We start from the raw sequence: 20,786 nt of genomic DNA on the forward strand, positions 1-20,786 counted from the left end.
GCCAGACAGACGAAAGGCCCGGCCGGAGCGATCCGACCGGGCCTTTTTCATGTCCGCCTATCGACTTTAGCGGTTCAGGGCCGCCCGCGCCGCCTCGGCATAGCGATGGCCGGTCGCTGCGCCCTTGGGGAAGACCGCTTCTATCCGCGCCAAATCTTCAGGCGTCAGCGCGATGTCAGCCGCAGCCGCATTCTGCTCCAGCGTCGCGATGCGGCGCGTGCCGGGGATCGGAACCAGATCCTCGCCCTGCGCCAGCACCCAGGCCAAGGCCAGTTGGGCGGCGGTGACGCCCTTGTCGGCGGCGATGGTCTTCACCGCCTCGACCAGATCCAGGTTTTTCTGGAAGTTGTCGCCCATGAAGCGCGGATTGGTGCGACGGAAATCATCGGCGTCCAAATCATCGATCGAGGTGATGTCGCCGGACAGGAAGCCCCGGCCCAGCGGGCTGTAGGGCACGAAGCCGATGCCCAGTTCGCGCACGACGCCAAACAGTTCGTCTTCTGGCTCGCGGCTCCACAGCGAATACTCGGTCTGGAGCGCCGTGATCGGATGCGTCGCATGGGCCTTGCGCAAAGTCTCAGGCGAGGCCTCTGACAGGCCCAGGAAGCGGACCTTGCCCTCCTGGACCAGTTCGGCCATCGCCCCGACCGTCTCCTCGATCGGCGTGTCCGGATCGACGCGGTGCAGATAGTAGAGATCGACGTGATCGACGCCGAGGCGTTGCAGACTGCCCTCGATGGCGCGGCGCGCATTGGCCGGGCTGCCGTCGGTCTCAATGGAACCATCCTGCGCCCGACCAATACCGAATTTCGTGGCGATGAAGCCTCGATCGCGCCGGTCGTTCAGCGCCTTGCCCACCAGGACCTCGTTGGTGTGGGGCCCGTACATCTCGGCGGTGTCGAACAGGGTGATCCCCAGATCGAGCGCGCGGTGGATGACGGAGATGGACTGGGCCTCGTCCGAGCCGCCGTAGAAGGCGCTCATGCCCATGCAGCCCAGGCCTATGGCTGAAACCTCGGGACCGTTTGGACCCAGCTTGCGCGTCTTCATGAGGCCTTCTCCTGTCGATGTGGGGGATCGGCTGTGGCCGACGATCAGGAGATGGTCGCTGCGACGGCGGGCTTCAAGCCCGGCCGCGCTTTGCGATGGTACCGCCTCTCAGGCTTGAACTGAGGACCTCCGGTTCCACAAACCGGCGCTCTAACCAACTGAGCTAAGGCGGCCCGCGCATCGCGAGGCGCGTTCTCTACCGAGGCCTCACCTACCAATCAAGCCTAGAGTGCGGTACGGCCAAACAAAAACGCCCCGGCGGATGCCGGGGCGTTCTGTAGAATAGAAGATCAGGCCTACTGGAGGCGGAAGCGAACCGTGAAGCGCGCTTGTCCGCCTTGAGCGACCCCATCCACGGTGCCTGGCGCAAAGCGCGCGGAACGCATGGACGCCACGGCTTCGCGACCGAATCCGGCTCCTGAAGGAGTTTCGGAAACGATGCTGCAGTTCGTAGCCGAACCATTGGCCTGAACCGAGCAAAGCAGGACGACCGTTCCCTCCTCGATACCACGCTCTTGAGCGCGGGCGGGAAATTCGGGACGCGGCTGGCGCGACCACGAGACGTTCGTGATGGTCGCCGGGCGAGCCGGGGCCGGAGGCGCGGGCGGAGGCGGCGGTCCAGGAATATTCACGGGCGGGCCCGTGTATTCGACGCGGTCTTCCTTCTTCGTCGGCGTGATGTTCACCGGCGGAGGCGGCATGACGTTGGGGACCGGGGCCGGCACGCGCACCTGAAGTTTGGGCGGCGGAGGCGTATCCGTCGGCGGAGGCGGCGGGGGCGGCGGGGGCGGAGGCGGCGGAACCGGCTCGACCAACTCGACCTCGACGGACTCGTCGACGTAGTTGAACTCCTTCAGCTTGAACTTCGACTGTTGCAAGAAGAAGATCAGCAGAGCGAACAGGATGGTGACGATCAGCAGGCACACGATCAGCACGGGGTAGGAAACCCCCATGAAGCCCTTGGCCTTCGGTACGTCGTAACGACTGCGATGATATTCGACGTCTGTCATTCTATCTCCGCACCCTAACTCGTCGCCTGGTCTTCGCCGACCAGTGCAACACTATAGAAGCCGTTATCCTGCAGCGCATTCATGACCTGCATGAAGTCGCCGTAACGGGTGTTCTGGTCGCCCCGAATGAAGATCCGCTCATCCGCCGGGTTCCGGGCGCCGATCTGTTCTTTCAGATCTTCACCCAGGGATCCGACGTCGGTCCTGAAGTCGCCCACATAGACGTCGCCGTCGTTCTGGATCGAAATATAGACCGGCTTGGGCGGGTTCGGGGCCGCCTTGGCGACGGCGATTGGCAACTCGACGGGCACCGACACGGAAGCAAGCGGAGCCGCGACCATGAAGATGATGAGCAAGACCAGCATGATATCAACGAAAGGCGTGACGTTGATATCGCTGTTGGCCTCGACCACGTTGTTGCCAGCGCCGCCCGATTTAATCTTGGCGGCCATCCGTCTTACGCTCCCTTGTCGAGCTGACGCGAGATGCCGTTCAGCAGCTCAGCAGCGAAGCCGTCGGCGCGAGTGCCGTAACCAGCGATGCGGGTGTTGAAGTAGTTGTAGAACACAACGGCCGGGATAGCGGCGAACAGGCCGATACCGGTGGCCAGCAGGGCCTCGGCGATACCCGGAGCAACGACGGCCAGGTTGGTCGTGTTGGATTCCGCGATGCCGATGAAGGAGTTCATGATGCCGTAAACGGTGCCGAACAGACCGACGAACGGACCGATCGAACCGACCGAAGCCAGGAACTGCTGGCCGCCCGACAGGCGCTTGGCCAGACCGGATTGAACGGCGGCGACGGCGGCTTGGGCGCGGCCCAGGGCCGAGTCCAGGTGATCGCCGGTGACCGACAGGCCGGACTGACGCGACAGTTCGATTTCCTCGGTGGCGGCGGCGGCCATGTCGGCCAGCGGATTGCCGTCGAACTCTTCCTGGGTCGAGACGGCGCGCATGTCAGCGATGGTGCGAGCGCCGCGGAAGTTTTCGAGGAAGGTGTCGGTCTTGCGGTTCAGAGCGCCGAACTCGAACAGCTTGATGAGCAGCAGGGTCCACGACAGGATCGAGGCCAGCAGCAGGCCGGCCATGACGACCTTAACGACGACCGTGGCTTCCATGAACATGGAGATCGGGGTGATGCCGCCGCCGTGCGCGCCGCCGGCGGTTTCGGCGACGGTCGCCGGGTCGGCTTCCGGGGTCGCCGGGGCCGCGGCGGGAGCCGCAGTCGAGGCAGCCGGGGTCGGCTCGGCCGGAGCCTGGGCCAGAACCGGCGAGCTCGCCATCAGCGCGGCGGCGCCGGCCATGGCGAGAAGGATGTTCGTCTTTTTGCTGTTCAGCATAATTCGCCAGTTCCTGCTTGGTCTGACTCGTGGAACCAAAGGTGCGGCCATAGTCAGCGACCGCCCCCCAACCTGAAATGTTTCCTTCAACGCGTTCCGTCCTTTCGAGGATCAGAACCCGCTGAAATCTTCGGTAGAGACTGTCCGGTCGCCCGCCCAGCCTCTGATGATCGAACCGTCGGAGAACGCGTCTCCTGTAATCCGTATTAACGCCTCCTTGGGAAGGCGTCTCAACCCTTTGACGAACCCTTACCGGAGCGTCAAGGGACAAGAGCGGCTTTTAACCCGCCGCGCGAGGTGGAGAAAAGTTCCACCTAACCTTGTCATTAAAACCTGCGGGCGCGACGTTTTCATGATGATTGCGCATCATTTGGAGCAAGCTTGTCGCAGATCGCTTCGATGTGGCGAAATCTTACCAGATCGTCCAAAACAACGACCAATCAAGCCTCACCCCTCACGTAAGATTAGGCCACATCCAGCCGCAGAAGCATCGGATGATGCCTCAAACGCATAACAATCAATATGAGGAGGAGAAGATGGTGCCTGGAGGCGGGTTCGAACCACCGACACGCGGATTTTCAATCCGCTGCTCTACCAGCTGAGCTATCCAGGCGCCGACGCGGCGTCGCGAGAGGCGGGTCTATAGGGGAGGCTTTTCCGCCTGTCCAGCGCCCAATCAGTCCTTTTCGCCATCATCTTCGGCGCCCTCGTCCAGGGCGGCCGGAATGGCATAGCCGCCTGTGAACCAGCGCTGCAGATCGACCTCGGAACAGCGGCGCGAGCAGAAGGGCTTGTACTTGGGATCGGCGTCGGCCTTGCGGCAGATGGGACAGGTCGCCATGGCTCAACTCTCTTCTATACGGCCGTGGCCGACGGGGATTGCGACATCGGCCTGCACATGGGCTCGCGGCCCCAGTCTCACTGCTAGCGGGCCCGCGATGGCGGCTTCCTCCGGCGCGCAGCGTGCGGTGATGCGCGCAGATCCAGTGTCGGACAAAAGTTGTCGCCGCAGCGCCCGCACCAACGACAGAGCGCGCGTCTGGGCCGAGGGGCGTCCATCGACACCGCGCAACACTTCCTCGATGGGCGTGCGCCGCCACGGCAGCGACAACTGCAGAAGACCGAATCGACTGACGGGTCCGAAGACGGCCTGAGGTTCGTGGGCGAAGGCGGCCCTGGCGCCCTTGAACTGCGCCTCGGCGTCCTGACCGTCGCCGACCAGGTCGATGACGACCAGACCGGCCCAGCTTCGCAGACCAATCAGGCGCGCCGCCTGTCTCAACCCCTCGCGATTCGCGACCGCCCTCGCCTGTTTCGGATCGCGTCCCGGCATGGAGGCGAAATCGATGTCGATAGCCACCAGCGCGCGGGTGCGTTCGATAGCCAGGTCGATTCCGTGCGACGCGAAGACGCACGACCGGGCCAGGGCCTCCTCCTCCGCCTCGATCACGGCGTCGATGGCGGCGATGCCGACGACTGATTCCTCGCCCGGCGCGAGGTCGCGCAACTGTTCGGCGACGCTGTGCGCGGACTGAATCAGGCGAGGCGTCCCCTTCCCCGACCCTAGACGACGGACGACAGCGCCTTTCCCGACCCGAGGTTCGGCGGTGACGACGACTTCCAATCGTTCGCCCTGGCTCAATTTGTCGTTGCGGGGAAAGGGCAGAAAGGCTGCGGCGTCCGCGCCGATGTCGACGAAGGCGCCGCGCAGGCCCTGATTCACTTCGGTCACCCGCCCGATCGACCGGGCGCCGAGCCGCGTCTGGGCCGGGTCGCCGTCGCGCTGGATCAGAAGATGGGTGTAGCGCCCGTCGCGCATGACCGCGCCGCGCGTCTCGCCCGGCGTCTCGTCGAGGAAGACCTCGACCACGCCGTTCATGCGCGCCAGCCGACGCCGTTCAACAGCTGGACGGCCTCATAGACCGGCAGGCCCATCACCGACGGATGGCTGCCGACGATCCGCTGGACGAAGGCCCCGGCCGGCCCCTGAATGCCATAGCCGCCGGCCTTGCCGCGCCAGTCGCCCGTGGCGACATAGGTCGCGATCTCGTGGTCCGACAGCGGCTTGAAGGTCACGCGCGTCTCGTTGACCCGCGACGACAGCTTGCCGTCACGCACCACGGCTACGCCGGTGAAGACGCGGTGATTGCGGCCGGACAGCAGTTTCAGGAAACGGATCGCCTCGGCCTCGTCCGCCGCCTTCTCCAGGAAGCGACGACCGACCGACACGACGGTATCGGCGGCGATGACCACGGCCTCGGGACGCCGTGCGGCGACCACCTGAGCCTTGGAGGTCGCCAGACGTTCGGCGAGACGCGGCGGCGTTTCGCCTTTCAACGGCGTCTCGTCGATATCGGCGGGATCGATATGGTCGGGCGTGATCCCGACCTGCGCCAGCAGTTCGATGCGGCGCGGGCTGGCCGAGGCCAGCACCAATTCAGGACGCGCCGTCGTCACTTACTTGAAGCGATAGGTGATGCGACCCTTGGTCAGGTCGTAGGGTGTCATTTCGACCAGCACCTTGTCGCCGGCCAGCACGCGGATGCGGTTCTTGCGCATCTTGCCCGCCGTGTGGGCGATGATCTCGTGGTCGTTCTCAAGCGTCACGCGGAAGGTGGCGTTCGGCAGCAGTTCGCTGACGGTGCCGGGAAACTCAAGTAGTTCTTCCTTAGCCATGCGGCCTCTCACGCCCGATTAAAATGCGTTCGACCCCACGCCGGGCGGGCGCGAGGGGCGGAATGGAGGGGCCTAATGCCCGAAAACGCAGAGATAGTCGAGGTCAGCCGCGACGGTAGAGGGCGCACAGCAGCGTAAACAGCCGTCGCGCCGTCTCGTGATCGACCACGATCTTGCCGTCCAGCCGCGTCTTCAGCTGATCCGCGCCTTCGTTGTGCAGGCCGCGCCGGCCCATATCGACCGACTCGATCTGGCTGGGCGACGAGCCGCGCAGGGCCTCGTAATAGCTGTCGCAGATCAGCAGATAGTCTTTGATCACGCCCTTCAGCGGCGTCAGGCTGATGGCGTAGGTGCGGCTGAAGTTGTCGCCGTCGATGTCGAACACCAGCCGGTTGTCCTGCAGAGATAGCTTGAGCTTATAGGGCCCGCCCTCGGCCCCGACCGGCTCGAAGCTGTTCTTCTCGACCAGATCGAAGATTGCGACCCGACGCTCGTGCTCGATCTCGGCCGTCGCGGCGGGCAAGGTCACCGCGTCCAGTTCGACAGAGGCCAGCTTGTGGGGACCGCTCATGCCGCATTCCCTTCATCGCGTTTGGGGGCATCCAGGTCCGGGCCGTCGAGGTGGGTCGGCGCCACACGCGCTGGCCACCGCTCTGAAATGTCGGTGACCACGGCGTCCAGGCATTCGACGTCGATACGCAGATCGCCGCCGCCAGCGAACATCAAGATGACCTTGCCGCCGGGCGTCTCCGTCGGGATGAAATCGAGCGCCAGCAATTCCAGCGAGGCGTCCGGGCTGCGCGACAGGCGGCGGCTCTTGACCGCCAGCACATCGCCGAACTGCATGGCGCACATCACCCGCGTACCGCCGCATTCCCAGCAGAAGCGGCTGAAGGCGATGGTCAGCGTCCGCGCACTCTTCTCCCACACGATATCGACCGGCCGCAGGATGGCGTCCTGCAGCGCGGCGGAGATGATCTGAAGATCGTCGGCGTCCTCGGCCAACAGGCGCAGCGGCTCGACCGGCGCCTTGGCTTCAGAGATGACGCCGTCGATCTCAGTGCTCATCACCTGTTCCCTTGATCCGTCGAATGTCCGCGCCGCACGCGCCGAGCTTTTCTTCCAAACGCTCGAAACCGCGATCCAGATGATAGACGCGTCCAACCGTCGTCTCACCTTCGGCGACCAGGCCTGCGATGACCAGGCACATCGAGGCCCGAAGATCCGTCGCCATCACCTGGGCGCCATGCAGCGCCTCGACGCCATTGACGTGCGCTTCGCCGGCATGGACCGATATGTCCGCCCCCAGCCGCGCCAGCTCGGGCACATGCATGAAGCGGTTCTCGAAAATGGTCTCGCGCACCGTACTTACGCCCTCGGCCGTGGTCATCAGGGCCATGAACTGGGCCTGTAGGTCGGTGGCGAAGCCCGGATAGATGGCCGTCTCCACGTCCACGGCCTTGAGCCGCTGCTTCGGATCGCGCTTGATCAGCACGCCGTCGGCGGTAGGCGACACCTTGACCCCGGCCTCGATCATCTTGTCGGTCAGCGAGCCGATCAGTTCGGCCCGCGCCTTGGTCAGGCGCACCTCGCCGCCCGCCATGGCGGCGGCGACGGCATAGGAGCCCATCTCGATCCGGTCGGGAATCACCGACCAGGTCGTCCCGTTCAGCGACGAGACGCCGGTGATGGTCAGGACGTCGGTATCGATGCCCTCGATCTTGGCGCCCATGGCCGTCAGACAGTGGGCCAGATCGCCGATCTCGGGCTCGCGCGCGGCGCGGCGCAGCACGGTCGTCCCTTGCGCCAGCACGGCGGCCAGAAGCGCGTGTTCGGTCGCTCCGACCGAAACGAACGGAAACTCGATCTCGGCCCCTCGCAGACCCTTGGGCGCACGGGCGGTGACATAGCCCTCGTCCAGCTCGATCTCGGCTCCCAGCGCCGTCAAGGCCTGGAGGTGCAGATCCACCGGACGCGCCCCGATGGTGCAGCCGCCGGGCAGCGAGACCTTGGCCTCGCCGGTGCGCGCCAGCAGCGGCCCCAGCACGTTGAACGACGCTCGCATCTGGCGAACCAGATCATAGGGGGCGAAGGTCGAGGTCAGGTCCTTGGCGTGGAACAGGCTCTCCTGCCCGTCCGCGCCGTCGCGCTCGGTCACTTCTATGCCGAATTGGCGCAGCAGTTGGCCCAGGAACCGGGTGTCCGCCAGGCGCGGCATATTGGTCAGCAGCAAGGGCTGATCCGTCAGGATCGAGGCGGCCATCAGCTTGATGGCGGAGTTCTTGGCGCCACTGACGGGAATGTCCCCGAAAAGCTGGGCGCCGCCCTGAATGGCGATGCTGTCCATGTCGTCCTTGAAGCGCGCCCGAAGGAAACGCCTCGGGGGGATTGGGTATCTAGCAAGCCGTCGTGCGCTTGCCAAAGGGCTGGACCGTCGCGGTCCGATGACTTTGCGTTGCGGCGATCAGTTGCTGTCGCGCGGCGCGGCCGGCGTCCGCGCGGGCGCCTTGCGACGCCGTAGGTTCGCGCGCAGGGCCGAGGCCAGCCGGATCGCCCTCTCAGCCTTTGCCCGCGCGATCTCGAACTCCGGCCCTGATTCGACGGGCGGCGTCGCCGCAGCAGCGGCGGCAGGCGTATCGGCGTCATGCGGAGGATGGGTCATGGCCGGATGATGCCGTGATAACGGGCCATGTCCAAACTTTCTTTCGGAGGATAAAAAAGGCGCTTCCCTCCCCGGAAGGGTTTGGCTATACGGCCGCTTCCTCAGTCGGGGCCGCCGTAGCTCAGTGGTAGAGCGCATCCTTGGTAAGGCTGAGGTCGTGGGTTCGATTCCCCCCGGCGGCACCATCTGAGAACTGAAAAGGCCCGGCTTTCGCCGGGCCTTTTTGAGTTTGCGGAACAGACTTAGCGGCCGCTCAGTCGTAGCCGTATGACCCACGACGATACGGATTGCGCTGATTTGCGTCGCCGTTCTTGTTCCAGGTGAAGCCCATGGACAGCGACTGGGTGGTGGTGTCCGCGCCATAGCTGTGACCGCGCCAGCCGCCGTACGGCGAATAGGAGCCCGGTCCACGCAGACCGTGGCCGCTGTAGCCATAACCCCAAGGCTCATTGCGGCCCTCACGATAGGCGAGGTTCAGGCGGCCATTCTCGCCGACAGGCAGGGAGACGGCCGCGCCATAGCTGCGATAGCCGCCGGTGCCGATTCCCACCTCGACCATGCTGTATGTCTTACGCTCGGCCGGAGGACCGGCCACAGCGCCCTCATCGAAGCTGACGCCAGGCGTGCGCGCGCTGATCCAGTTCTGGATTTGCTGTTCTGTGGTCAGGCCGTGGGGAGCGGCATCCTGGGCGGTGGGGGCGGTCACCGACGTCTGTGGCGCCGCCGTCATGGCCTGGGCCAGGGTCGGCGCGTTGAGCGGCGCTGTCGTGATGACGCCGTCGGGATCACCCCCCGCCGCGACCATGGCCGCACTCGCCAAAAGACTTGCGATCAGCATCGTCCACCTCCGTTCGATATCATCCTAGCACAGCGATTGAGGCCAAGGTCAGGCGACGCCGTCGCCACGGTGCAACGGGTCGGGTAGGGCCTCGCCCTCCGCCACGAAACTGAGGGCGACCGAGTTGATGCAGTAACGATGTCCGGTCGGCGGCGGGCCGTCTGGGAAGACGTGGCCCTGGTGGCTGCCGCAGCGGGCGCACTGGGTCTCGATGCGGATCATGCCGTAGCTGGTGTCGCGAATCTCGTGGACGTGGCTCTCGTCCACCGGCTTGGTGAAGCTGGGCCAGCCGGTGCCGCTCTCGAACTTGGTCCCGCTTTTGAACAGCGGCAGGCCGCACTCACGGCAGCAGAACACCCCTGCACGCTTCTCGCCCAGCAGCGTGCCGCAGAAGGGCGCCTCGGTGCCGTGCGACAGCAGAACGCGTTTCTCCTCGGGGCTCAGGTCGGCCTCCAGACGAGCGCGTTCGGCATAGTCGGGCGGGGTCAGGTCGAAGCCCGACGGCGAACGCAGGCTTTCGTGTGTTTGGGCGAGATCGGTCATGGTCTGCAAATGGGAAGGGGCGGGCCGGGGTTCCACCCCCTGCCCGCCCCTCGATCCATCAGACGCAGAAATTTACTATTGGAACAGCGTGCCGACCCAGGCGCGCACGGCGGCCTCGTCGGTGGCCGAGCCCGTGTAGGCCAGGCCCTGCGCCGGGGTGAAGGGCGCATCGTTGCCGCGCTGACGCGTCGTCCAGGCCTTGTGGCCATAGCTGAGCTCGGCGTAGTTCGACGGCAGGCGCAGCACGGTGGGCTCGATGAAAATCGAGTCTTCCGCCGTCACCGATCCGGCCAGACGCACGTTCGGCAGGCGGGTCAGCAGGTCCAGCGTATCCAGGCAGCCGCTGGTGCAGCCGCTATCGACCAGCACCACCACCTGTCCCGCGACGGGGTTGGCGGCGCCGGTGTCCGGCACGGACGCACGGCCCGGCATGGTGAAGGTCGGCTGGTTGGCCGCCAGCGCCGAATCGAAGGCGGTGACGATGGCCTGGGTCTGTTCAATCACCGGGCCGGATTCAGCGACGAAGCGCGGATCGGCCTGCATCCGGGCCAGGGTGTCGGCGAACCACTGACGGTTCGCCTGGGTGGCGCGATAGGTGATCGAGCCGGCTTCCGGCTGGCGGCTGACGGTGAACTCCGGCGTCCAGATGCGGTTGGCCAGGCCATAGCCCTTGCCCGTGGCGTTCAACGATGCGCCGTTGGCGCCGCGCAGATCGATGACGAGGCCTTGCGCGCCTCGAATGGCGGGCAACTGGCCCTCGACGGCGGCGAAGAAGGCGTCCCAACCCGCGTCGTCGGCCAGGGTGTGGACGTTGATCCAGGGACGGCCATCGACCGTCTCGACCGACAGCGGATTTGCGCCCGGCGCATAGACGGTGGCACGATAGGCGGCTTCCAGGCTGGCGGCGTCGGCCGGCTGTGGCTGCATCTGGAAGTCACGATCGCGGCGGCCGATTTTGAAGGTGCACAGCGACGGCACGCCGCCGGTGAAGGGGTTGTTGCGGTTCCACAGCAGATAGGGGGCGGTACGAACGCGACCGGCCTCGGTCGTCAGATCGCCTTCCCAACGGTCCAGCCGCTCTTCTGCCAGTTGAGCGGCGGTCTTGTCGCCGCACTTGACCAGTGTCGCGCCGACCGGCGGCACGTTGCGCAAGCCCGGCTTCACATAGGAAACGACATATTCGCCATTGCGCCATGCCGTGGCGACGCCCGGCCAGCTTGTCGCGAAGAAGGGGCCGAGGCCCTCGTAGGTCGGGCGGATCGCGATGTTCGAATCGCGGAAACCGTTGGCGTAGTAGCGCATCAGATAGGCGTGGCTGTCGCCGCTGTTGACGCGACCGACCTTGCCTTGCGCATCGGCCAGGCCAGCGTCGATCCAGGTGCGGAACGCTTCGCTGGGTGCGCCGGGGATCACAGCGGCGGGGTGGTTGGCCGCCAAGGCGTCATGCGCGGTCTGAAGGTCCTGTTGCGCCAGGGCGCGAAAATCCTGTGCGACTGCGGCGCCGGCGGCGACGGTCAGCGACAGGACGGCGGCCGATGCGGCGGCGATCATGCGGTTCATGGAGGTTTCCTGCGGCCTTTGATTTTCAAGCTCGTGATGAGGGTTAAACCTCATGCGTCACGCGCTTGCCAACCCCGGCGGACAGGATTTCGCCCGATTGTCACACGACCGGCGGCGATGCGGCGCGCTCAGAACGGCGCGTCACCCTCGGCCGCCGCGCCGAATATCCGACCAAAGCTGCGTCTCAAGGCCTCGTCCGCCTCATCCATCGTCGCCAGCACGCCCAGATCGACCAGGCTGGTCACGCCATGGTCCTGGATGCCGCACGGCACGATGCCGCCGAAATGGTCCAGGTCGGGCTCGACGTTCAGGCTGATGCCATGAAAGCTGACCCATTTGCGGACCTTGACGCCGATGGCGGCGATCTTGTCCTCGCGCGACCAGCCCGGTCCCTTGCGCTCGACCCACACCCCGACGCGGCCCGGCCGGATGTCCGCCTCGACGCCGAACTGATCCAGCGCGCCGATCAACCACAGCTCCAGCCCGCGCACGAAACACCGCACGTCCTTGCCGCGTCGGTTCATGTCCAGCATCACATAGGCCACCCGCTGGCCGGGCCCATGATAGGTGAACTGCCCGCCCCGTCCCGTCCGATGCACCGGGAACCGGCCAGCATCCAGCAGATCCTCGTCCCTGGCCGAGACACCGGCGGTGTAAAGCGGCGGATGCTCCAACAGCCAGACCATCTCCTGCGCCTCGCCGGCGGCAATGGCGGCGACCCGCGCCTCCATGAAGGCTTCGGCGGCCGCATAGTCGACATAGCCCTTCGACACGGCCCATTCGACGGGCCGCCCATCGTCGAGACGCAGTTTCTGAAGGGACGGGCTTAACGGCTCAGCAAGCATGACGCTTCAATGTGGTCGGCGAGGCGTTTGCGCAAGGGACGGCCTTTCAGTGATCGAGAGCTTTACGTGACCCAAATCAACGCCGTCGACGTCGAAATCTCCGTGGTTCTAGGTCGATCGGTGCTGCCGATGTCGCAACTGCTGCGCATGGGCCGGGGGGCGGTGATTCCCCTGGACGCCGCAGAGGGCGACGAGGTCTGGATTCTCGCCAACAACTACCCGGTAGCGCGGGGTGAGATCGAGATCCGCGACGACCGAATCGCCATCACCGTCACCCGCCAGGCCGACGTCTATGACTTCATGGCCGGGTCCGCCTGACGCCTGCACCCTAGGCTCTCCACGAACCGTTCAATTCCCGCTTTCCTTTTCCAGCGGCTTCGTCTATTCGCCGCCGCTCCGATGCGAGCGGTCGTGGCGGAATTGGTAGACGCGCAGCGTTGAGGTCGCTGTGGGGCAACCCGTGGAAGTTCGAGTCTTCTCGACCGCACCATCTGGCTAAACAGGGCGATTCATCGGCTAACTACGGCTGGACATACCAAGGGAGGCGACCACGTGAACACCACGGACTCCGCCTTCGCTCCAGCCGAAGCGCCTGATAACGAAGACCACGCCGCCCTGGACGAGGACTATGTCCTCACCCCTCAATTCGTCGAGAAAGTCGTGGACGCCGCCGACGACGGCGATGGGGTGCGACTGCGGTCGCTGCTGGAAGATCTGCACCCCGCCGACGTCGCCGACCTGATGGGCTTCCTGACGGCCGAGCACCGCGCCGTCGTCGTGCTGTGGCTGCCGCCGGAGCTTCTGGCCGAGACCCTGCCCGAGCTGGACGACAACATCCGCGAAGAGGTGCTGGAGCGGGTTCCGCACGGCACGCTGGCCGTGGCGCTTCAGGAACTGGATTCCGACGACGCCGCCGCCGTGGTCGAGGATCTTGAAGACGACCAGCGCGAACGCGTCCTGGCCGCCATGCCCGAGGTCGATCGCGCCGCCATCGAAAGCAGCCTGGGCTATGACGAGGAGTCCGCCGGCCGCCTGATGCAGCGCGAGGTGATGGCCGCGCCCCAGTTCTGGAGCGTGGGCGACACCATCGACCACATCCGCAAACAGGGCGACGACCTGCCCGAGCTGTTCTTCGACATCTATGTGGTCGATCCGGTCAACCGCCCCGTCGGCGGCGTGCCGATCAGCGGCCTGCTGCGCGCCGCCCGCAGCACCGCCCTGACCGATCTGATGGAGCCGATCAACGTCATCGACGTCGGCCAGGATCAGGAAGAGGTCGCCTACATCTTCGAGAAATACCACCTGATCTCGGCGCCCGTCGTGGACGCGGCCGGCCGTCTGGTGGGTCAGATCACCGTCGATGACATCGTCAACATCATTCAGGAAGAGAACCGCGAGGACATCCTGCGTCTGGCCGGTGTCGCCGACGAGGATCGCGGTTCGTCCGTGTCCGAGATCGTGCGCGGCCGCGTGCCGTGGCTGGCGATCAATCTGGCCACCGCAGCACTGGGCGCCAGCGTCATCGGCCTGTTCGAAGGCACGATCCAGCAGATCGTCGCCCTGGCTGTCCTGATGCCCATCGTCTCGGCCATCGGCGGCAACGCCGGCACCCAGGCCCTGACCGTGACCGTGCGCGCCCTGGCCACGCGCGAACTGAACAGCTCGAACGCCCCTCGCACCTTCTGGCGCGAGATGGCGGTGGGCCTCGCCAACGGTCTGATCCTGGCGCCCCTGATCGGCATCGCGGCCGGTTTCTGGTTCCGCGACGAGGACTGGAAGATCGGCCTGGTCATCGGCGCCGCCATGATCCTGAACTTGCTGATCGCCGCCTCCATCGGCGTCCTGACGCCCCTGACCCTATCCAAGCTGAAGTTCGACCCGGCCGTCTCGTCCGCCGTTTTCGTCACGGCGACCACCGACTTCTTCGGCTTCCTGATCTTCCTTGGTCTGGCCACACTGGTGCTGCTCTAGACATCATCCACGCCGATCCGGCGCGGGCCTTGCTGATGATCGTGCGAGCGCCGCGCGCCTGTTTCCAATTGGGTCAACTGTGTCTGACGTCCTCCCCAAACCGAGCAAGGTGTCCCGCGAGGGCGTCCTGCTGATCAAGAGCTTCGAAGGGTTCCGTCCGCGCGCCATGCAGCGCAGCGACGGACGCTGGGTCATCGGTTACGGCCACACCCATTCGGCCCGCGAGGGCGCCACGGTGTCCGAGGCGGACGCCGAACTGCTGATGCAATACGACCTGATCCCGGTCGTGAAGGCTGTGACCGACCATGTTCGCGTCCCCCTCAACCAACACCAGTTCGACGCCCTGGCCAGCTTCGCCTTCTCCATCGGCGCGGATCGGTTCGCCTCGTCCGACGTAGTCGAGCAGTTGAACGCCGGCGCCGCCCGCCAGGCCGCCTTCGCCCTGTCCGAATGGGCGGACGCCGCCGCCGCCGAAAAGCCGACGCGCAGACGCTCGGCCGAACATGCCCTGTTCAACGCCGCGCCCGGCGCGCCCGTGACCCTGGCGGACCTGCTCGCCGCCCCCCTGCCGTCTCCATTCGAGACGCCCCAATCGACCCTGCCCGCCGTCGAGGGGGCGCTGGACGAAGCCATCGCCCCCTTCCCTGCGCACGACGAGACCGGCGCCCCGGCCGCGCCCCAACCCCATTCCATCTATCCCGCCACGGCCGTAGGCCCCGTCGCCGACATCGCCCCTCTGATGGGGCAATCGGAAGCCGTCTCGACCACCGCGCCGATCGTCGTCGCCAATGATCTGCAGGCGCCGCTGGAAGCCCAGCCCACTGCCGCCACGACAGAGTTCGCGCCCGCCGAGAAAGCCAGCGTCGTCCTGACCGCCCCCGGCCTTTCGGAACCGGACGCCGTTGCGCCCGTCGATGCCGAGGCCGCACCTACCGCCGAGCAGGACACGCCCACCGTCGAACAGACGCTGAGCACGCGCGAAGTCGTCGCCCGCGCCAGGGCCGCCAAACGCCCCGGCTGGGGCGAGACGGCGACCTTCCTGATCATGGGCGGGCTGGGCATGCTGTCGCTGGGCGTCGCCATGGCGGCGTTTCGACGTGCGTCGGTGTCGAACAGCAGCGACACGGCGACCGTCGCCTGGGTGCTGGCCTTGATCGCCGTCGCCTGCGTCGGGGTGTCGAGCTATAATCTGTATCGTCGATGGGGACGGGCCGACCGCGTCTGACAACGCTTGGCGAACAGCCGTGCGCGATGCTACGCCCTAGCGCATGAGCATTCCCTTCGCGCCCCAATCCATGGAATTCGGCCTTGGCGAAAACGCCGACGCCATCCGCGACACCACCGCCCGCTGGGCCGCCGACCGCTTGGCCCCGTTGGCCGCCGAGATCGACGAAAAGAACGAGTTCCGCCGCGAGCTGTGGCCCGAGATGGGCGAACTGGGCCTGCATGGCATCACCGTCGAGGAAGAGTACGGCGGCCTGGGCCTCGGCTATCTCGAACACGTCGTCGCGATGGAAGAGGTGTCGCGCGCCTCGGCCTCCATCGGCCTGAGCTACGGCGCCCACTCCAATCTCTGCGTCAACCAGATCCGTCGCTGGGGCACGCCCGAGCAGAAGCAGAAATATCTGCCCAAGCTGATCAGCGGCGAACATGTCGGCTCTCTGGCCATGTCCGAGGTGGGTTCGGGGTCCGACGTCATGTCGATGCGCACCCGCGCCGACAAGAAGGGCGACCGCTACGTCCTGAACGGGACCAAGTTCTGGATCACCAACGCCCCCCACGCCGAGACCCTGGTCGTTTACGCCAAGACCGATCCCGAGGCTGGCTCGAAGGGTTGCACTGCCTTCCTGATCGAAAAAGGCATGAAGGGGTTCAGCGTCTCCAAGAAGCTGGACAAGATGGGCATGCGCGGCTCGGACACCGCCGAACTGGTGTTCGAGGACTGCGAAGTGCCGGAAGAAAACATCATGGGTCCTCTGGGGGGCGGCGCGGGCGTGCTGATGAGCGGCCTGGACTATGAGCGGGCGGTCCTGTCGGCCGGCCCCCTGGGCATCATGCAGGCCGCGCTGGATGTGGTCCTGCCCTATGTTCGGGACCGCAAGCAGTTCGGCAAGCCCATCGGCTCGTTCCAGCTGATGCAGGGCAAGGTGGCAGACATGTACGTCGCCCTGAACAGCGCCCGCGCCTACGTCTATGCCGTCGCCCGCGCCTGCGATCAGGGCAAGACCACCCGCTATGACGCGGCGGGCGCCATCCTGCTGGCCTCGGAAAACGCCGTGAAGGTCACGCTGGAAGCCGTCCAGGCCCTGGGCGGCGCCGGCTATACCAAGGAATGGCCGGTCGAACGCCTGGTCCGCGACGCCAAGCTGTATGACATCGGCGCCGGCACCAACGAAATCCGCCGCTTCCTGATCGGACGGGAACTGCTGGGAAGCTGACGGCTTGTCTCCGCAGAAGGAGACAACCGATGCCCGCCAAGTCCGCAGCACAGCAGAAGGCCGCCGGCGCCGCCCTGTCGGCCAAGCGCGGCGAGACGCCGAAGTCCAAGCTGAAGGGCGCGTCCAAATCCATGGCCGCGTCCATGACCCAGACCCAGCTCGAAGAGCTTGCCGCCACAGGGCGCAAGGGCAAGCCCGAACATGTGCAGGACTGAGACATAGGCGATTTATCTGACCGCCTTTCCGTTCTGTAAGTGGCGATCCGCACGCCGACCGCCTAGATGGGCGCAATCTCCAGCCGAGCGCCCCGCCTGATGCCCGCCCAACCGCCTCCGAACGACGACCTGCGGCGGTTCTCCGACGTCCTCGAAGATCTCGGCCACGCCCCCGAACCCAAACTAAGCATGGCCGAACTGGTCGCGTCCTTCGGCGAGCGCGGGTTCGGGGCCATGATCCTGATCCTGTCGCTGCTGGCGCTGCTTCCCTGGCCGCCGGGCGGCAAGGCGGTCTTCGCCGTGCCGATCATCCTGATGTCGTTGGAGCTGGCCTTCCAGAGACGAAGCGTCTGGTTGCCGCGGTGGATGCTGAAGGCCTCGGTGTCACGCGCCGCCTACAACGCCCTGATCGCTACACCCTTCGCGGCCCCGGCCTGGCTGCGTCGGTGGGTGTTGTCGGCAAAGGTCCGGATCGCGGGGCGTCGCTACATCTTCTCCGACCGTATGCGGCGCGCCGTGCGCAGAAGGCCCAACGGCGTCAGCGTCCTAAAGCTGGTCCGCGCCATCGAACGGCTGACCCGTCCGCGCCTGCCACTCCTGACCGGCGATGTCGCCGACACCTTCACCGGCCTTGTCTGCGTGGTGTTGGCGTTGATCATGGCCCTGCCCATCCCGTTCGGAGACGCCCTGCCCGGCATCGCTTTGGTCCTGTTTGCTCTGGGCATGATGCAGCGTGACGGTGTCGCGATCCTGTTGGGCGTCCTGGCGACGGCCGCCAGCGCCCTTTACCTGTTCCTGATCTGGGCGACGGTGGTCGAAGTGGGCCATCACGTCGCCGGCTGGTTCGCCCGCCTGCTCCACTGAACCCAACAAAAAGGGCCGCCGGGTTTCCCCGGCGACCCTTCATTGCCTGACCGCGAACGGCCCGGCCGCAACTCAGTCTGAAAGGATCAGACCAGGCCCTCTCCGAGGACCAGGGTCGCGGCTGCCGCTCGCGATTGATGACAATGAGACACTGGATCACCTCCTTTCGACTGTTGAACAGGGAGATGAAACATAAGACGCCTCAACGCCTTGCGCCAAGAGGCTTCGCGCTTTCGTGAACCGGGCGGCTTATTGCGTCGGCGATACCCCGCCCGACAGGCCCTGCATGATCATCCGATTGATGTCGATCAGGTCCTGGAACGTCTCCTCGCCCCGCATCACCGCCGAGGAATGGCGATTGATGAACAGGCTCAAGGAAATGATCTGCGCGCGCATCGGCCCTCCCAGGGCGTTTGCGGGATCGCTGCAGTCACCGGCCAGCGTCGACCAAAGACGCCGGTTCCAGTCCAGCGCGTCGATACGCGTGGCGATGTCGGATGGATCGACGGTCGAGGCGTGAACCAGAGCGCGCGTGACCTGACCGAACAGACGGTACTCCAGGTCGCGCGGGCTCTCAGCTCTCGCTGTCGCCGCTGTGTAGGCCTGAAGCGACATTCAGCACTCTCTCTTCATATTCGACAATCTTACGCGCCGACATCAGGGCCTTGTAGTATTCGCGCGCCAGCACGTGACGCGAAGCCGAGACGCACTCCGCCAGGATGTCGGGGTTCTGCGTCGCGCCCATGAACTCGGTGATCCGCAGCGCCAGCTCGTCATAGAATTTCGCCGCAGAACTCTCTTCCAGGTACATCATCATGATGGGGAAATAGATCCGGCGGCCGGGCGTGGTGACGTCCTCGGCCTGCATGATGTCCTTCTCGCGCAGCACGCTGGCGCGGTTCTGAAGGATCAGCACGCCGCGACGGTCGCCGTTCTGGACCACGGCGCCATTCAGGACGAACTTTTCGCCGGGTTTCAGCGACAGCTTCAGGGCCATTGAGCACCGAACTCCAGACAGGGGGCGAGCCGGTCACGGGTGGACCGGTCCAGTTGAGTCGAACCTTAGCCCGCCATCAGTTAACCATCCCTTGTCCGCCGCTTCCGCTGGAACGCGTATCGTCGCCGTTGCGTTGATTTCCCGAAGAGGAGATCCCCATGCCGGACAACGATTATCAGGACGACCAGGAACAGTCGGAAACCTTCGACGAAACCCACCTGGACGACGAAGGCGATGGCGAGTTCTTGTTGGATGAGGCCGACCAGGTTCTGGATGTGACCCAGGCCGATGGCGACGCCGACGAAGAGGAGTTCGACGAGGACGCTGAGGTCGATCTGGACGATCAACTGGCACTGGACGGGATCGAACGCGAAGCCGACGCCCTGCTGGGCGTGGACGGCGAAACCCGCAGCCAGTCCGACGCCGACGGCGAACCCCAGTCAAGCCCGGACGAGATCGAGCTGGTCTATTCCGGCCTGATGGAAAACGAACGCGGCGCCCAGGCCAGCGCAGCCCACTGGGAAGCCAAACGCCTCTCCGACGACGATATCTCCGAGCTGGGCTATGGCCCGGACGGCGATCAAGACAGCTCCGCGCGATAAGGGAGAGATCGACATGGATCACACCAAAGCCCGCAACGACTCCTCGTCAGATGCCCCGCACGCCAAGCGTTGCGCTTCAGAGGATGGAATGCCCGATCAACTGGACAAGATCGACAAGACCGAAAGCCGACAGGAGGCCCTGGTCGATGAAGGTCTGGAAGAAACCTTCCCCGCCAGCGACCCCGTCTCGGCCAAACGCATCACCTGATCGCTGTTCACGCGGATTGCGATCCGCTACCCACTTCGTGGAGACACGGAGTGGGTTTTTCATGAGCCGGTTCGAAGGCACAGACCGATACATCGCCACCAGCGACCTGAAGGTGGCGGTCAACGCCGCCGTCGCGCTGGAGCGCCCCTTGTTGATCAAGGGCGAGCCCGGCACGGGCAAGACGGTTCTGGCCTATGAGATCGCCAAGGCCTTCGACGCGCCGCTGATCACCTGGCACGTCAAGTCCACGACCAAGGCTCACAGCGGCCTCTATGAATATGACGCCGTCAGCCGGTTGCGCGACAGCCAGTTGGGTGAGGAGCGCGTCCACGATGTCCGCAACTATCTGAAGAAGGGCAAGCTGTGGGAGGCCTTCACCGCTCCTGCCCGCCCCGTCCTGCTGATCGACGAGATCGACAAGGCCGACATCGAGTTCCCCAACGACCTCCTGCAGGAGCTCGACCGGATGGAATTCTATGTCCAGGAAACCGACGAGACGATCCGCGCCGAGGTGCGCCCCATCGTCATCATCACCTCCAACAACGAGAAGGAACTGCCCGACGCCTTTCTGCGTCGCTGCTTCTTCCACTTCATCCGCTTCCCCGATGCCGAGACCCTGTCGGCGATCGTCGACGTCCACTTCCCCGGCATCAAGCCGCGCCTGGTCTCCGAGGCGCTGAAGACCTTCTACGAAATCCGCGACACGCCCGGCTTGAAGAAGAAGCCTTCCACCTCGGAACTGCTGGACTGGCTGAAGCTGCTGCTGGTCGAGGATATCGACGCCGAGACCCTGCGCGAGAAGACGCCGAACAAGCTGATCCCGCCGCTGCACGGCGCCCTGCTGAAGAACGAGCAGGACGTGCATCTGTTCGAACGCCTGGCCTTCCTGAACCGCCGCGAAGGCTCGCGCCCCGGCGGCTGATCCCGTGATTACCGCGATTTCACTGGATCGAGCGCCCCTAACGCGC

Annotated in this window: 26 protein-coding genes and 4 tRNA genes; 10 read left to right on the forward strand and 20 right to left on the reverse strand. The window is 65.4% G+C overall.

Going from position 1 to position 20,786, the window contains the following annotated elements; translation table 11 throughout:
- Nucleotides 1–66: 66 nt before the first annotated feature.
- From AC3ISA_RS16235 to AC3ISA_RS16300, 14 genes are all read right to left on the reverse strand, one after another.
- A complete protein-coding gene (locus AC3ISA_RS16235; protein ID WP_489178692.1) occupies nt 67–1,050 on the reverse strand; it encodes an aldo/keto reductase in 984 nt (327 codons plus the stop codon).
- A gap of 96 nt (nt 1,051–1,146) precedes the next feature.
- Nucleotides 1,147–1,223, reverse strand: a tRNA-His gene (locus tag AC3ISA_RS16240).
- 123 nt (nt 1,224–1,346) lie between these two features.
- Nucleotides 1,347–2,060, reverse strand: coding sequence for an energy transducer TonB (locus AC3ISA_RS16245; RefSeq protein WP_428155018.1), 714 nt, complete (start codon nt 2,058–2,060; stop codon nt 1,347–1,349).
- 14 nt (nt 2,061–2,074) lie between these two features.
- The gene (locus AC3ISA_RS16250) at nt 2,075–2,512 is read right to left on the reverse strand and encodes a biopolymer transporter ExbD (protein WP_428155017.1); all 438 of its coding nucleotides are present in this window, start codon (nt 2,510–2,512) and stop codon (nt 2,075–2,077) included.
- Nucleotides 2,513–2,517: 5 nt separating this feature from the next.
- A complete protein-coding gene (locus AC3ISA_RS16255) occupies nt 2,518–3,399 on the reverse strand; it encodes a MotA/TolQ/ExbB proton channel family protein (RefSeq protein ID WP_428155016.1) in 882 nt (293 codons plus the stop codon).
- A 537-nt stretch (nt 3,400–3,936) separates the two neighbouring features.
- Nucleotides 3,937–4,012 (reverse strand) — tRNA-Phe (locus AC3ISA_RS16260).
- A 63-nt stretch (nt 4,013–4,075) separates the two neighbouring features.
- Nucleotides 4,076–4,240, reverse strand: a complete 165-nt coding sequence (locus tag AC3ISA_RS16265; protein ID WP_135195741.1) for a DNA gyrase inhibitor YacG — start codon at nt 4,238–4,240, stop codon at nt 4,076–4,078.
- Nucleotides 4,241–4,243: 3 nt separating this feature from the next.
- Nucleotides 4,244–5,278: a ribonuclease E/G gene (locus tag AC3ISA_RS16270; protein WP_489178693.1), complete on the reverse strand. Its 1,035-nt coding sequence runs from the start codon at nt 5,276–5,278 to the stop codon at nt 4,244–4,246.
- A complete protein-coding gene (locus tag AC3ISA_RS16275; RefSeq protein ID WP_489178694.1) occupies nt 5,275–5,856 on the reverse strand; it encodes a Maf family protein in 582 nt (193 codons plus the stop codon). Before AC3ISA_RS16275 ends, AC3ISA_RS16270 begins: the two co-directional genes overlap by 4 nt.
- Complete coding sequence (gene infA / locus AC3ISA_RS16280) at nt 5,857–6,075, reverse strand: translation initiation factor IF-1 (protein ID WP_008261544.1); 219 nt, start codon at nt 6,073–6,075, stop codon at nt 5,857–5,859.
- A 103-nt stretch (nt 6,076–6,178) separates the two neighbouring features.
- Nucleotides 6,179–6,646 (reverse strand): UPF0262 family protein, encoded by a 468-nt coding sequence (locus tag AC3ISA_RS16285; RefSeq protein WP_372692194.1) that lies wholly within the window; start codon nt 6,644–6,646, stop codon nt 6,179–6,181.
- Nucleotides 6,643–7,143: a DUF2948 family protein gene (locus AC3ISA_RS16290; RefSeq protein ID WP_372692193.1), complete on the reverse strand. Its 501-nt coding sequence runs from the start codon at nt 7,141–7,143 to the stop codon at nt 6,643–6,645. Before AC3ISA_RS16290 ends, AC3ISA_RS16285 begins: the two co-directional genes overlap by 4 nt.
- Nucleotides 7,133–8,422 (reverse strand): UDP-N-acetylglucosamine 1-carboxyvinyltransferase, encoded by a 1,290-nt coding sequence (murA, locus tag AC3ISA_RS16295; RefSeq protein WP_372692192.1) that lies wholly within the window; start codon nt 8,420–8,422, stop codon nt 7,133–7,135. The genes AC3ISA_RS16290 and murA overlap by 11 nt, the downstream gene beginning before the upstream one ends.
- A gap of 117 nt (nt 8,423–8,539) precedes the next feature.
- Complete coding sequence (locus AC3ISA_RS16300) at nt 8,540–8,737, reverse strand: hypothetical protein (RefSeq protein WP_489178695.1); 198 nt, start codon at nt 8,735–8,737, stop codon at nt 8,540–8,542.
- Between the two features lie 110 nt (nt 8,738–8,847).
- On the opposite strand from AC3ISA_RS16300, the gene AC3ISA_RS16305 reads away from it, so the two are divergent.
- Nucleotides 8,848–8,922 (forward strand) — tRNA-Thr (locus tag AC3ISA_RS16305).
- A 68-nt stretch (nt 8,923–8,990) separates the two neighbouring features.
- Here AC3ISA_RS16305 and AC3ISA_RS16310 read toward each other — a convergent pair.
- From AC3ISA_RS16310 to lipB, 4 genes are all read right to left on the reverse strand, one after another.
- Nucleotides 8,991–9,575 (reverse strand): hypothetical protein, encoded by a 585-nt coding sequence (locus tag AC3ISA_RS16310; RefSeq protein WP_489178696.1) that lies wholly within the window; start codon nt 9,573–9,575, stop codon nt 8,991–8,993.
- 48 nt (nt 9,576–9,623) lie between these two features.
- Nucleotides 9,624–10,118, reverse strand: coding sequence for a peptide-methionine (R)-S-oxide reductase MsrB (gene msrB, locus AC3ISA_RS16315; protein WP_489178697.1), 495 nt, complete (start codon nt 10,116–10,118; stop codon nt 9,624–9,626).
- A gap of 75 nt (nt 10,119–10,193) precedes the next feature.
- Nucleotides 10,194–11,678, reverse strand: coding sequence for a hypothetical protein (locus tag AC3ISA_RS16320; RefSeq protein WP_489178698.1), 1,485 nt, complete (start codon nt 11,676–11,678; stop codon nt 10,194–10,196).
- Between the two features lie 128 nt (nt 11,679–11,806).
- Nucleotides 11,807–12,523 carry a lipoyl(octanoyl) transferase LipB gene (gene lipB, locus AC3ISA_RS16325; RefSeq protein WP_489178699.1) on the reverse strand — a complete coding sequence of 239 codons (717 nt, stop codon included), beginning with the start codon at nt 12,521–12,523 and terminating at the stop codon, nt 11,807–11,809.
- 9 nt (nt 12,524–12,532) lie between these two features.
- On the opposite strand from lipB, the gene AC3ISA_RS16330 reads away from it, so the two are divergent.
- From AC3ISA_RS16330 to AC3ISA_RS16360, 7 genes are all read left to right on the forward strand, one after another.
- On the forward strand, nt 12,533–12,841 hold the full coding sequence (locus AC3ISA_RS16330) for a FliM/FliN family flagellar motor switch protein (RefSeq protein WP_346495501.1): 309 nt from the start codon (nt 12,533–12,535) through the stop codon (nt 12,839–12,841).
- An 87-nt stretch (nt 12,842–12,928) separates the two neighbouring features.
- A tRNA-Leu gene (locus tag AC3ISA_RS16335) sits at nt 12,929–13,013 on the forward strand.
- A gap of 62 nt (nt 13,014–13,075) precedes the next feature.
- Nucleotides 13,076–14,494, forward strand: coding sequence for a magnesium transporter (gene mgtE, locus AC3ISA_RS16340; RefSeq protein ID WP_489178700.1), 1,419 nt, complete (start codon nt 13,076–13,078; stop codon nt 14,492–14,494).
- A gap of 79 nt (nt 14,495–14,573) precedes the next feature.
- Nucleotides 14,574–15,719: a lysozyme gene (locus tag AC3ISA_RS16345; RefSeq protein ID WP_489178701.1), complete on the forward strand. Its 1,146-nt coding sequence runs from the start codon at nt 14,574–14,576 to the stop codon at nt 15,717–15,719.
- A 43-nt stretch (nt 15,720–15,762) separates the two neighbouring features.
- Nucleotides 15,763–16,932 (forward strand): isovaleryl-CoA dehydrogenase, encoded by a 1,170-nt coding sequence (locus AC3ISA_RS16350; RefSeq protein ID WP_489178703.1) that lies wholly within the window; start codon nt 15,763–15,765, stop codon nt 16,930–16,932.
- A gap of 29 nt (nt 16,933–16,961) precedes the next feature.
- Nucleotides 16,962–17,147 carry a DUF3008 family protein gene (locus AC3ISA_RS16355; protein WP_489178704.1) on the forward strand — a complete coding sequence of 62 codons (186 nt, stop codon included), beginning with the start codon at nt 16,962–16,964 and terminating at the stop codon, nt 17,145–17,147.
- A gap of 99 nt (nt 17,148–17,246) precedes the next feature.
- Nucleotides 17,247–18,011 carry an exopolysaccharide biosynthesis protein gene (locus tag AC3ISA_RS16360; protein WP_489178705.1) on the forward strand — a complete coding sequence of 255 codons (765 nt, stop codon included), beginning with the start codon at nt 17,247–17,249 and terminating at the stop codon, nt 18,009–18,011.
- Nucleotides 18,012–18,260: 249 nt separating this feature from the next.
- On the opposite strand, the gene flaF is transcribed toward AC3ISA_RS16360, so the two are convergent.
- The gene (flaF, locus tag AC3ISA_RS16365; RefSeq protein ID WP_372692177.1) at nt 18,261–18,626 is read right to left on the reverse strand and encodes a flagellar biosynthesis regulator FlaF; all 366 of its coding nucleotides are present in this window, start codon (nt 18,624–18,626) and stop codon (nt 18,261–18,263) included.
- Nucleotides 18,586–19,008 carry a flagellar biosynthesis repressor FlbT gene (gene flbT, locus AC3ISA_RS16370; protein ID WP_489178706.1) on the reverse strand — a complete coding sequence of 141 codons (423 nt, stop codon included), beginning with the start codon at nt 19,006–19,008 and terminating at the stop codon, nt 18,586–18,588. Before flbT ends, flaF begins: the two co-directional genes overlap by 41 nt.
- A 158-nt stretch (nt 19,009–19,166) precedes the next feature.
- Between flbT and AC3ISA_RS16375 the strand changes: the two genes are divergently transcribed.
- Together AC3ISA_RS16375 and AC3ISA_RS16380 are read left to right on the forward strand one after the other, a co-directional pair.
- A complete protein-coding gene (locus tag AC3ISA_RS16375) occupies nt 19,167–19,610 on the forward strand; it encodes a hypothetical protein (RefSeq protein ID WP_372692175.1) in 444 nt (147 codons plus the stop codon).
- Between the two features lie 269 nt (nt 19,611–19,879).
- Entirely contained in the window at nt 19,880–20,740 is an 861-nt protein-coding gene (locus AC3ISA_RS16380) for an AAA family ATPase (protein ID WP_428154991.1), read from the forward strand.
- The last annotated feature ends 46 nt before the right edge of the window (nt 20,741–20,786 follow it).

This window comes from Brevundimonas sp. KH_058 (assembly GCF_057838505.1).